Origin of the sequence: Microvirga guangxiensis, from assembly GCF_900102135.1 — a bacterium.
Lineage (GTDB): Bacteria > Pseudomonadota > Alphaproteobacteria > Rhizobiales > Beijerinckiaceae > Microvirga > Microvirga guangxiensis.
This window is the reverse complement of sequence record NZ_FMVJ01000014.1, coordinates 83962-95566: the sequence shown is the minus strand read 5'-3', so window position 1 is coordinate 95566 and position 11605 is coordinate 83962. Positions and strand designations below refer to the sequence as shown.

At 63.6% G+C, this 11605-nt stretch carries 10 protein-coding genes; 5 read left to right on the top strand and 5 right to left on the bottom strand.

The genetic code is table 11. The annotated features are described in order from the left end of the window. Nucleotides 1-55 precede the first annotated feature (55 nt). On the top strand, nt 56-1069 hold the full coding sequence (locus tag BLP10_RS19545) for a hypothetical protein (RefSeq protein ID WP_091138448.1): 1014 nt from the start codon (nt 56-58) through the stop codon (nt 1067-1069). 33 nt (nt 1070-1102) lie between these two features. Here BLP10_RS19545 and arfB read toward each other — a convergent pair whose 3' ends face one another. Then, nucleotides 1103-1522, bottom strand: a complete 420-nt coding sequence (arfB, locus tag BLP10_RS19540) for an alternative ribosome rescue aminoacyl-tRNA hydrolase ArfB (protein ID WP_091138445.1) — start codon at nt 1520-1522, stop codon at nt 1103-1105. A gap of 149 nt (nt 1523-1671) precedes the next feature. On the opposite strand from arfB, the gene BLP10_RS19535 reads away from it, so the two are divergent. After that, on the top strand, nt 1672-2598 hold the full coding sequence (locus tag BLP10_RS19535) for an AEC family transporter (protein ID WP_091138443.1): 927 nt from the start codon (nt 1672-1674) through the stop codon (nt 2596-2598). Nucleotides 2599-2703: 105 nt separating this feature from the next. After that, nucleotides 2704-2949, top strand: a complete 246-nt coding sequence (locus BLP10_RS22965) for a hypothetical protein (protein ID WP_139165542.1) — start codon at nt 2704-2706, stop codon at nt 2947-2949. A 3-nt stretch (nt 2950-2952) separates the two neighbouring features. Here the strand turns inward: BLP10_RS22965 and dprA are convergent, their stop codons facing one another. Genes dprA through BLP10_RS19515 form a run of 4 tightly spaced genes read right to left on the bottom strand, consistent with a single transcriptional unit; the run spans nt 2953 to nt 7007 of the window. Beyond that, nucleotides 2953-4140, bottom strand: a complete 1188-nt coding sequence (dprA, locus tag BLP10_RS19530) for a DNA-processing protein DprA (RefSeq protein ID WP_091138440.1) — start codon at nt 4138-4140, stop codon at nt 2953-2955. Between the two features lie 5 nt (nt 4141-4145). After that, nucleotides 4146-4748 (bottom strand): glycerol-3-phosphate 1-O-acyltransferase PlsY, encoded by a 603-nt coding sequence (plsY, locus tag BLP10_RS19525; protein ID WP_091138438.1) that lies wholly within the window; start codon nt 4746-4748, stop codon nt 4146-4148. Continuing rightward, nucleotides 4741-6051 carry a dihydroorotase gene (locus tag BLP10_RS19520; protein WP_091138436.1) on the bottom strand — a complete coding sequence of 437 codons (1311 nt, stop codon included), beginning with the start codon at nt 6049-6051 and terminating at the stop codon, nt 4741-4743. Before BLP10_RS19520 ends, plsY begins: the two co-directional genes overlap by 8 nt. An 8-nt stretch (nt 6052-6059) precedes the next feature. After that, entirely contained in the window at nt 6060-7007 is a 948-nt protein-coding gene (locus BLP10_RS19515) for an aspartate carbamoyltransferase catalytic subunit (protein WP_091138433.1), read from the bottom strand. 107 nt (nt 7008-7114) lie between these two features. On the opposite strand from BLP10_RS19515, the gene BLP10_RS19510 reads away from it, so the two are divergent. Further along, on the top strand, nt 7115-8755 hold the full coding sequence (locus tag BLP10_RS19510) for an isovaleryl-CoA dehydrogenase (protein ID WP_091138430.1): 1641 nt from the start codon (nt 7115-7117) through the stop codon (nt 8753-8755). Between the two features lie 138 nt (nt 8756-8893). After that, complete coding sequence (gene topA, locus BLP10_RS19505) at nt 8894-11605, top strand: type I DNA topoisomerase (RefSeq protein WP_091138427.1); 2712 nt, start codon at nt 8894-8896, stop codon at nt 11603-11605.

Here is an 11605-nt window from a genome sequence, read left to right as displayed (position 1 = left end):
CAAAGGTGACTTTGTCACTGAATTGCAGACAACAAAATACATAGCGGGGCTGAGCATGCGGATCCTCTCAAAGTCACTTCTCACTCTGGCCGGTGCAATCCTCATTGCTGCACCATCAGTCGCGCAGACAGGCCCGACCAAAGGTCGGTTCGAAATCCGTATTGTGAGCGACAAGACGGCTAGCGGCCATTCGGAGCGCAACGTCAATATCTTCAAGCTCCAGCACCATCAGGAAGCGAAGCTCAAAGCGACGTTTGTGTTTACCCATACCGACGCCAATGACTCCGTTGCCGAAGGCTACAAGGACGCCTCGGCTGCACTCCATCAGAAGCTCAAGCCGCTCGAAGGCTCAGCCAACAAGATCAAGTCCTCCGGGCTGCTGGGCGGCGGCGGCCTGATGGAGATGATGGAAAAGTGCTCGGATCTGGAGGATGACGACGAGATTCAGGCCTGCATGATGAAGGCCGCCGGGGGCCTTCAGGCTCAGATGCAGGAAAAATGCAAGAAGGATCCCAGCCTCTGCGCCGCCATTGAAGACGTGCAGGACGAGGACAATGTCAGCAGCGTCGAAGCCGGAGCGCGCGAGCTTCAGGAGGCCATGACGAAGTTCCGCCACTACACGAGCGATTCCTGCAGCGTCGAAGCCGCCATCGATTATGCGCGCGAGGACGAATTCCCTTCCGACCGTGGAGGCCGCGTGAGCAGCCGGAGCAGCACAAAGACGAATGGGACTGTCCGCGGCGTGCCCAGAAGCGGCAACCAAGCCTGCACGCTGACCGTAGCCGTCGGCCCCGATAACACGATGAGCTTCAAGCTGGTCCTGTCGGATGCAGTCGGGTTTCCCGCGAGCATCGCCAAAGGCTCCACGACGAGCGCCGAGAATGCCAAACTGCAGCTTGGCCCGGCCTTCAATCCCTACATGGTCAAGAAGCACAAGTCGGTCTCAGGGGGCTCCTATAGCGGAGAGCAGACTATCTCCCAGCCGAAGAAGACGGTGAAGGAAGGTGAATCCTGGACGGTGACCAGCAGTGGGCAAACGAAGATCGACTGGTCCATGAAACTGGATTGATAAGAAACGGAGCCGCCATCAGGCGGCTTTTTCTTAATCGAACGACGCCTTGCCCCGCGCCTTCTTGATCTCGGAACGCCGTCCCTTCGCTTCGAGCCTGCGCTTCTTCGAGGCAAGGGTCGGCCTCGTCGGGCGGCGTGGCTTCGGCCTTTCCGTCGCCTGACGGATCAGCTCCACAAGGCGTGTCACCGCATCCTCTCGGTTGCGCTCCTGCGTACGAAAGCGCTGCGCCGTGATGATCAGCACGCCCTCGTTCGTCAGCCGTTTGCCGGCAATCCTTTCCAGGCGCGATTTCACGTCATCCGGCAGGGACGGTGAGTTACGCACGTCGAAGCGCAACTGGACGGCGGTTTCCACCTTGTTGACGTTCTGCCCGCCCGGACCGGAAGCACGGATAAAGCTCTCCTGAAGCTCCGCTTCATCGAGCGCGATGCTGTTCGTGACGTGGATCATGGGGCCTTCAAACCGGACGGAAGATTAAGTGGAGCACCGGAGCTTTATGTCCAATGAGAGCTTATCCGCAGCTTGTCGACCTCTGCTTTAAGCCTTAAGCGGCTTGTACCCTTCTTTCGCCAGCCTTTCCTGGCCTCTCAAGTGCTTCCATGTCCGCTGTTTTCGCCAGCCTCATCCCGACCTTCCTGATCATCGCGACCGGCTGGCTGTGCCGGGTGACGAATTTCGTCAGCGAGCAGCAATGGTGGGGGCTCGAGCGCGCGACCTACGTGATCTTCTTTCCTGCCCTCATCATCGATACCCTCTCCCGCGCCGACCTTTCCTCTGTGCCGGTCCTCGGTGTCGGGGGCGCTCTCGTCGGCGCTATCCTGCTGATGTCAGGTCTCATGCTGGCGCTGCGGCCTTTGCTCGAACGCTACGCGAGCATTGACGGGCCGAGTTTCACCTCGATCTTCCAGGGTGCCACGCGCTGGAACACCTTCGTTGCCCTTGCAGTGGCCGGAAGCCTGTTCGGCCAGCGCGGCATCGCACTGATTGCGGTGGCGATAGCGGCCATGGTGCCCCTTCTGAACCTGCTCGCCTTCTACGTGTTCATCCGCTTCGCGGGCAGGCCCAGGCAGAGCCCTTGGGAGATCCTGCGCTCCTTCCTCACCAACCCGTTCATCTGGTCCTGCGCCGTAGGCCTCCTGCTCAACCTTCTGGTGCCGCCGCTGCCCAAGCCCATCGCTGGCTATATCGACCTTCTGGGACGCGCTTCCCTCGCCGCGGGCCTGCTGATCGTGGGAGCCGGCCTCGATATCCGGCGTCTCGCCAAGCCGGGATTTCCCCATGCCCTGGCCACGGCCTGCAAGCTGTTCCTGATGCCGGTTCTGGCCGTGACCTTCGCCTATTATGCCGGCGTCAGAGGCAACGACATTCTCGTGACCATCATCGCAGCCTCCGTACCCTCCGCTGCGGCGGGCTACGTTCTCGCGCGCCAGATGGGCGGCAACGCCCCCCTCATGGCAGAAATCCTGACCCTTCAGACTTTGCTGGCTCTGGGATCGATGCCCCTGATGATCTCCCTTCTGGGTTGATAAGCTCACGCGGCATTACAACTAATAATTGATCAATAAGCACTTGTATGATCTATGGTTGCGTTGATAATGAGGCTCGCCTGAAACAAGGATTCAGCCTCATCCATGCCCAAGTCACCGCCCCGCGCTTTTACCGTTCCATCTCCCCACGATCAGGAGATTGTCGATAGGGCTCCTCGTCCGGCGGCAAGCGGCATGAGCCCGGTCGAGACCGCGCAGTATATTGCGGAGTTTACGGCGGAGCTGTCCTATCTCTCACGCCAGACGAAGCTCGACCTTCTGGCCTATCTGCTCGACATGGCGCGCCTCGAAGCGGCGCGGGTCGTGCAGGCCGGCAAGCGCGGGAAGTAGGAACTAGCGTCCCGAGATCAGAGAAACCGCATTCCCGTCATGGCGCTCCAGGCGGCCGGCAATCTCCAATTCCAGCAATGTCATCTGGACGCTACGGATCGAAAGGCCTGACTGGCGGACGAGATCGTCCACGGCAATCGGCGACGGTCCGAGGAGCTGAATGAGATCCGTGCCGCCATCCGCACTCTCGTCGTCGATACCGGCATTCGGCAAGACGGAACCTTCAGGCGCCCGGGGCACGTCGGGCAGGTCCAGTTCGTCCCACAACTCCTCCGTGCCGAGCACGCGGTTCGGTTCCTCGGCTCCCGTATCGAGGCGCGGGCCGGTGGCAATCAGCGGCTCCAGAACACTTGTGACATGCTCGACGCTTGAGCAGAGGGTCGCGCCCTCGCGAATAAGGTCGTTCGTCCCCTCGGCGCGCGGATCGAGCGGCGAGCCCGGAACCGCGAAGACTTCCCGCCCCTGCTCCAAGGCAAAGCGGGCGGTAATCAGCGAGCCGGAGCGGCGCGCCGCCTCTACCACCACGACCCCATAGGACAGGCCGGAGACGATGCGGTTGCGGCGCGGAAAATCGCGTCCGCGCGGCTCCCAGCCCATGGGCATTTCGGAAACGATGGCGCCGCCCTGCTCGACGATAGCGCGAAGCAGAGCCTCGTTCTCGGACGGATAGATCTTGTCGTGACCGCCAGCGAGGACGGCGACGGTACCGGTTTCGAGTGTAGCCTTGTGCGCCCGCGTATCGATGCCACGCGCGAGACCGGAAACCACCACGTAACCCGCTTCGCCCAGCTGCCGCGAAAGGCGTTCGGTGAAGGTGAGACCGGAGGCAGAGGCATTGCGCGAGCCGACCATTCCGACAGAAGGCCGGGCAAGCACATCCGTCGATCCGCGCACCGCGATCAGCGGCGGCGCGGTATCGATGGCCTGCAGGGCCTTCGGATATTCCGGTTCGCCCATGGCGATGAACCGCACGCCGAGGCGAGCAGCGGCAGCCATTTCCTTCTCGGCCTCGGCGCGGCTCGTCACTTTCAGCAGCAGGCGCCCGCCGCGTCGGGCGAGACCGGGCAAGGCCTCCAGGGCCGCAGCCGCACCGCCGAACTGGTTGACGAGGGCTCGGAACGTTCGCGGCCCTACATTCTCCGAGCGGATCAGCCGGAGCCAATCGAGACGCTGCTCGTCCGTGAGGTTCACAGCCGTTATCCCTTCTGGCCGATCTTGCCCTCGGTGCCGTCGAGCAGGCGGCTGATATTCGCGCTGTGCTTCCACCAGAGGAGCGCCACAAGCATGATCGTCATGGCGGCCATGGCCGGCTGCCCGAGCAGCCAGAAGGCGATTGGCGTCGTGGCGCTGGCCACAAGGGCCGAAAGGGACGAGTAGCGTGAGGCGAAGGCGACGCCGAGCCAGATGGCGGCGAAGATCAGCGCCACCATCCAGTTCAGGCCGATCAGCACGCCGATGAAAGTGGCGACACCCTTGCCGCCTTTGAACCTGAGCCACACCGGATAGAGATGGCCCAGAAAGGCCCCCAATGCGGCAAGCGTCGCGAATTGGTCACCCCAGCGGGCGGCGATCAGAACGGCAGCGGTTCCCTTCAGGGCGTCCCCGATCAGGGTCGCAGCGGCAAGCCCCTTGCGCCCCGTCCGCAGAACGTTGGTTGCGCCGATATTGCCGGAGCCGACCTGACGAATGTCCCCCAATCCGGCCATGCGGGTGAAGATTACGCCGAACGGGATGGAGCCCAGGAGATAGCCGAAGGCCAGGGCCCCCAGCATGTACAGCATATTGGCTTCTTCAGACATTCGCTTCCTGTGACATTGAGCGGCGATCGAACACGATCCTGCCTGCAACCATCGTGATCGTCACCTGTCCTTCCAGACGGGCTTCGTCGAAGGGCGAGTTCTTGGACAGGGATTTCAGGTCGCGCTTGTCGAGCACGTAAGGCGCATCGGGGTCGAACAGAATGAGGTCGGCAGGCGCGCCGACTTTCAGGCGGCCGGACGGCAACCCAAGGATTTCCGCCGGTTTCGTGGAGAGCGCCCGCAGTATCTTGGGCAGCGAGATGCGGTCGGAATGCACGAGACGGAGCGCCGCGGAGAGGAGGGTTTCGAGCCCAACGGCCCCGTTGGCAGCCTCCGCAAACGGCAGACGCTTGTTCTCGACATCCTGTGGATTGTGGTCCGAGACGATCACGTCGATGGTGCCGTCGGCTAAGGCCTCGATCATCGCCTGCCGGTCGTCCTCGTGCCGGAGCGGCGGCGAGAGCTTCAGGAAGGTGCGGTAATCGCCGATATCGTTCTCGTTGAGCGACAGATGGTTGATGGAAACGCCGCAGGTGACAGGCAGGCCCCTGGCCTTCGCGTTTCGCACGATCTCGGCCGAATCGGCGCAGGAGATCATGGCCGCGTGGTAACGGGCGCCGGTGAGGCGCACGAGACGCATGTCGCGCTCGAGCATGATCGTCTCGGCCTCGCGCGGGATGCCGGGAAGTCCGAGGCGGGAGGCGAACTCTCCCTCGTTCATCACGCCCTGCCCGACGAGGTTCGGGTCTTCCACGTGGTGGACGATCAGCGCATCGAAATCGCGGGCATAGGTCAGCGCCCGTCGCATCACCTGCGCATTGGTGACGGAGCGCGCGCCATCGGTGAAAGCAATCGCGCCGGCCTCCTTCAGCCGTCCGATCTCTGCCATCTCCTCGCCCTTCAGGCCCTTGGTAAGAGCGGCAGCGGGCAGGATGTTGACGACGGAGGTATCGCGCGCCCGGCGCACGATGAAGTCGATCACCGCCGGATCGTCGAGGGCGGGGCTGGTATCCGGCATCGATACGACGGTGGTCACACCACCGGCCGCAGCGGCCTCGCCCGCACTTTTCAGCGTCTCGCGATAAGGCCCGCCCGGCTCGCCGATGAAGGCGCGCATGTCGATGAGGCCCGGGGCAAGGACATGCCCGCCACAATCGATCACCTCGGCATCGGCAGCTTGCGCGAGTTGCGGACCGAAATCCTGGATCACGCCGTCACGGACGAGAAGGCCGCCCGTTTGCTCGCGTCCGGTATCGGGATCAACGAGGCGTGCGTTCTTGAAGAGAGTTGGTTTCGTGCCCATCGCGCGCCTCACCCGTTCGGCAGATGGCTCGCGAGAGCCTCGAGCACCGCCATGCGGACGGCCACGCCCATCTCGACCTGCTCGCGGATCAGCGACTGGGCGCCGTCCGCAACGTCGGAGGAAATCTCCACGCCCCTGTTCATGGGCCCCGGATGCATTACCAGCGCGTCGGGCTTGGCGTAGGAGAGCTTTTCCTGATCGAGGCCGTAGAAACGGAAATACTCTTTCACGGACGGTACGAAGGAGCCGTTCATGCGCTCGCGCTGCAGACGCAGCATCATGACGATGTCGGCCCCCTCCAGACCTTGGCGCATATTCGTGAAGGTCGGGAACCCGAGGCGCGCGAAGCCCGGCGGCAGAAGGTTTGTCGGCGCGACGAGGCGCACCTGCGCGCCCATGGCGGCCAGCAGGATCATGTTGGAGCGCGCCACGCGCGAATGGAGAATATCGCCGCAGATTGCGACGACGAGCCCTTCGATCCGTCCCTTGTTGCGGCGGATGGTAAGCGCGTCGAGGAGCGCTTGCGTGGGATGCTCATGCGCGCCGTCACCCGCATTCACCACTGCGCAATCGACCTTCCGGGCGAGCAGGTGCACCGCGCCCGCCGCATGATGGCGCACCACGATGATGTCGGGACGCATGGCGTTGAGCGTCGCCGCCGTATCGATGAGCGTCTCGCCCTTCTTTACCGAAGACGACGCCACCGCCATGTTCATCACGTCGGCGCCCAGGCGCTTGCCGGCGATCTCGAAGGAGGATTGCGTGCGGGTGGAAGGCTCGAAGAACAGGTTGATCTGCGTGCGACCGTGAAGGGAGGATTTCCGCTTCTCGATCTGCCGGCTCACCTCGACCTTCTGGTCGGCCAGGTCGAGCAGGGCCTGAATGTCCAAAGGAGACAATCCCTCGATTCCGAGGAGATGCCGGTGGGGAAAAACGGATCGCGGGGTGTCTGTCATCTTAAAGCCATCGCTATAGGCGCTGCCGGTTGAGGCGGCAAGCAGGCTTCTCTTCGCTCGATGCACTTTCACCCTAGAATAAGGCTTGAGACGCTGCAGAAGGGTCCATGGCCATGACCGCATTCCAGACCCATGACATCGTGAACCAGACGCCGCCCTTCGGGAATGCGAATCTGATCGCAGGCGACCAGCCCTTGCTGGATGCGCTCAAGAGCAACGGCGTGGACCCCGATACCGAGGGGTTGATCGCTTTCGGAGCGTCCTGGGGCGGCATGGAGCGGCTCGACCTCGGGCGGCTTGCCAATGAGAACCCGCCCAAGCTTCGCACGCACGATGCCCGGGGCTATCGCATCGACGCAGTCGAGTTCCATCCCGCCTATCACGCGCTCATGCGGGCCAGCATGGCCGATGGGCTTCACTGCTCGACCTGGGACGAACCCAAGAGCGGACATGAGCACGTAGCCCGCGCGGCCCGGATCTATACGGTGGCTGGCGTCGAAAGCGGCCATGTCTGCCCCGTCACCATGACCCATGCCTCAGTGGCGGCGTTGTCGGCGGCCCCCGACCGGCTCAAGGAATGGCTGCCGAAGATCCGCTGGCGGGGTTACGATGCCCGCTTCATCCCCTTCTGGGAGAAAAGCTCCGTCACCCTCGGCATGGGGATGACGGAGAAGCAGGGTGGGACGGATGTCCGCGCCAACACCACCCGCGCTGTCCAGGCTTCAGGCGACGAGTATGCCCTCACGGGACACAAGTGGTTCATGTCCGCGCCCATGTGCGATGCCTTTCTGGTGCTCGCCCAGGCCCCCGGCGGCCTCACCTGTTTTCTCGTACCCCGCTTCCATCCGGACGGCTCCCTCAACGCGCTTCGCCTGCAGCGACTGAAGGACAAGCTGGGGAACCGTTCCAACGCTTCCTCCGAGGTCGAGTTCGCGGAAGCCTTCGGCTGGCGGATCGGGGAGGAAGGCGCGGGTATTCGCACCATCATCACCATGGTGCAACTCACCCGTCTCGATTGTGCGGTGGCTTCCGCCGGGCTCATGCGAATGGGGCTGACGCTTGCCATCCACCATGCCCACCACCGCAGCGTCTTCCAGAAGAAACTCGTCGACCAGCCTGCCATGCGCATGGTGCTGGCGGACCTTGCCCTCGAGAACGAGGCCATGACCGCGCTGGCCCTGCGCACCGCCAGCAGCTTTGACCTAGCAAAGGCAGACGAGCATGAGGCGGCCTGTGCACGTCTCATCACGCCTGCCGCCAAGTTCGGCATCTGCAAGGCGGCGCCCCGGCTTCTCTACGAAGCCATGGAGAGCCTCGGCGGCAATGGCTATGTGGAGGAGAGCCCCCTGCCCCGGCTCTACCGGGAGGCTCCTGTCAACGCGATATGGGAAGGATCCGGCAATGTGATCGCCCTCGATCTTCTGCGTGTGGAGAGCCGTGAGCCCGAACTGGCGGCCTCCGTTCTGGAGCGCCTGATGGCCGACGCGGGCAATCTACCGGGAGCCTCCGAGACGGCGCGGGACATCATGCTCGCCCTGCAATCGCCCGAGGCGGAGACCAGGGCCCGCTTCATTGCCGAGCGCCTGTTCACTCTTGCCGCAGCCGGGGCCCTGGCACGCTCCGCGCCGGAGCAAATCACCGAGGCCTATGCCCTCTCTCGGCTCGCCCACCCTAGTCGGATGATGGGAGCAAATGACCTTGGAGCGGCCGTGAAACCCTTGTTGGACAGGGCTTTCGTCACCATATAACAGCCTAGGCGGAACAGCCGATTTGACTTGTCCGTCACGATCCACCACTTATCGCGCCTTGGCTGTCAGCGGGGCTGGCCGCCTCTTAGCTTGACATTAGAGAGCATCCGCTCGCGGCCATCTACGGGAAAGTCGCACATGAAAGTCGTCGTCGTCGAGTCGCCCGCAAAGGCCAAGACGATCAACAAATATCTCGGCAAGGATTACGAGGTCCTGGCCTCCTTCGGGCATATCCGCGATCTGCCCGCCAAGGACGGCTCGGTCGACCCGGATGCCGATTTCCGCATGATCTGGACGCTGGAGGACCGGGGTTCGAAGCGGGTGACCGATATCGCCAAGGCGATCAAGGGCGCCGAGAAGCTTATCCTCGCAACCGACCCGGATCGCGAAGGCGAAGCCATTTCCTGGCACGTCCTCGAAGCCCTGCGCGAAAAGCGCGTGCTGAAGGACCTGCCGGTCGAGCGCGTGACCTTCAACGCCATCACCAAGGATGCGGTGCAGACGGCCCTGCGCAACCCGCGCGAGATCGATCAGGCCCTGGTCGATGCCTATCTCGCCCGCCGCGCCCTCGACTATCTCGTGGGCTTCACGCTCTCCCCCGTGCTGTGGCGCAAGCTCCCCGGAGCGCGCTCGGCCGGTCGCGTGCAGTCGGTGGCGCTTCGCCTCGTCTGCGACCGTGAACTCGAGATCGAGACCTTCAAGCCGCGCGAATACTGGTCGCTGATCGCGACCCTCGCCACGAAGGACGGCGCGGTGTTCGACGCGCGCCTCGTCGGCGCCGACGGTAAGAAGATCACGCGCCTCGACATCGGCAACGGCGCAGATGCCGAGGCCTTCAAGAAAGACCTGGAACTGGCGACCTTCTCGGTGGCGAACATCGAGGCGAAGCCCGCCAAGCGTCACCCCTACCCGCCCTTCACCACCTCGACCCTGCAGCAAGAGGCCTCGCGCAAGCTGGGGCTGGCTCCCGCACAGACCATGCGCATCGCGCAGCGCCTTTATGAAGGCGTCGACATCGGCGGCGAGACGGTCGGTCTCATCACCTATATGCGTACCGACGGCGTCGACATGGCCTCGGAGGCAGTGCAGGCCGCGCGCCGGGTGATCGGCAAGGAATACGGTGACCAATACGTGCCGTCCGTGCCACGCAAGTATTCGACCAAGGCCAAGAACGCCCAGGAGGCGCACGAGGCCATCCGCCCGACGGATATGAGCCGCCTGCCGAAATACGTCTCGAAGTACCTCGAGCCCGAACAGGCGAAGCTCTACAACCTCATCTGGACCCGCACCGTGGCGAGCCAGATGGAATCGGCGGAACTGGAGCGCACCACCGCCGACATCCTGGCCCAGGTCGGTCCGCGCAAGCTCGATCTTCGCGCCACCGGTCAGGTCATCAAGTTCGACGGCTTCCTCACGCTCTACAACGAGAGCAAGGACGACGAGGCGGACGAGGATGAAGGCCGCCTGCCGCCCATGAAGACGGGCGACAATCTGGAGCGCCGCCGCATCAATGCGAGCCAGCATTTCACCGAGCCGCCACCGCGCTATTCGGAAGCCTCGCTCGTGAAGCGCATGGAAGAGCTCGGCATTGGCCGTCCTTCCACCTATGCCGCCGTGCTGCAGACCCTGCGCGACCGCGAATACGTGAAGATCGAAAAGAAGCGCCTCGTCCCCGAGGACAAGGGCCGCATCGTCACGGCCTTCCTCGAGAGCTTCTTCCGCCGTTACGTGGAATACGATTTCACGGCCGACCTCGAAGAGCAGCTCGACCGCGTCTCGAACAACGAGATCGACTGGAAACAGGTGATGCGCGAGTTCTGGCGCGACTTCTCCGCCGCTATCGGCGAGACGAAGGAGCTGCGCATGACGGAGGTGCTCGATGCTCTGAACGAGCTCCTCGGCCCGCACATCTTCCCGGACAAGGGCGACGGCTCCAACCCGCGCACCTGCCCGACCTGCGGCACCGGCCAGCTTTCGCTCAAGCTCGGCAAGTTCGGCTCCTTCATCGGCTGCTCGAACTATCCGGAATGCAAATACACCCGCCAGCTCGCCGCGACAGGCGTCGATGGCGACGGCGAAGGCTCCCCGGAGAACGGCGGCCAACCCGGCGTGAAGGTGCTCGGGACCGATCCAGAAACCGGCGAGCAGGTCACCCTGCGCGATGGTCGTTTCGGCCCGTTCGTTCAGCTCGGCGAAGGCGAGAAGCCGAAGCGCTCTTCGCTCCCCAAGGGGTTGGCCCCGTCACAGGTGGATCTCGAAAAGGCACTCAAGCTCCTCGCGCTCCCGCGTCAGGTGGCGATCCATCCGGAATCGGGTGAACCGATCCTGGCGAGCATCGGCCGCTACGGCCCTTACGTGCAGCACGGCAAGACCTACGCCAATCTCGGCCCTGGCGACGACGTGCTGGAGATTGGCGCGAACCGTGCCATCGACCTTATCGTCACAAAGGAGAGCGGTGGCGGAGGCGCTCGTCGTGGTGCTGCCGATCCAGGCCGCCCGCTTGGAGGGGACGATCCGGAATCCGGCAAGCCGATCGTGGTGAAGGCCGGTCGTTTCGGTCCTTACGTGACTGACGGTGAGACGAACGCCACCCTGCCGCGGACCATGGCTGCGGAAGCGGTGACGCTGGAAGAAGCGATCGAGCTTCTCAAAGCCCGCCGTGCCGCCGGGCCGTCGAAGAAGTCCGCCCGTGGCCGCAAGGCTCCGGCCAAAAAGGCGGCTGCAAAGAAGACTCCCGCGAAGGCTGCGACCAAGACCGCTGCCAAGAAGACAGCGGCAAAGAAGCCAGCCGCCAAGAAAGCAGCCGCGAAGAAGGCTCCGGCCAAGAAGTCGGTAAAGGCGGCTGAATGA

Coding starts and splice junctions, on each gene's coding strand:
- BLP10_RS19545 (WP_091138448.1), top strand. CDS start 56: ATGCGGATCCTCTCAAAGTCACTTCTCACTCTGGCCGGTGCAATCCTC.
- arfB (WP_091138445.1), bottom strand. CDS start 1,522: ATGATCCACGTCACGAACAGCATCGCGCTCGATGAAGCGGAGCTTCAG.
- BLP10_RS19535 (WP_091138443.1), top strand. CDS start 1,672: ATGTCCGCTGTTTTCGCCAGCCTCATCCCGACCTTCCTGATCATCGCG.
- BLP10_RS22965 (WP_139165542.1), top strand. CDS start 2,704: ATGCCCAAGTCACCGCCCCGCGCTTTTACCGTTCCATCTCCCCACGAT.
- plsY (WP_091138438.1), bottom strand. CDS start 4,748: ATGTCTGAAGAAGCCAATATGCTGTACATGCTGGGGGCCCTGGCCTTC.
- BLP10_RS19520 (WP_091138436.1), bottom strand. CDS start 6,051: ATGGGCACGAAACCAACTCTCTTCAAGAACGCACGCCTCGTTGATCCC.
- BLP10_RS19515 (WP_091138433.1), bottom strand. CDS start 7,007: ATGACAGACACCCCGCGATCCGTTTTTCCCCACCGGCATCTCCTCGGA.
- BLP10_RS19510 (WP_091138430.1), top strand. CDS start 7,115: ATGGCCATGACCGCATTCCAGACCCATGACATCGTGAACCAGACGCCG.
- topA (WP_091138427.1), top strand. CDS start 8,894: ATGAAAGTCGTCGTCGTCGAGTCGCCCGCAAAGGCCAAGACGATCAAC.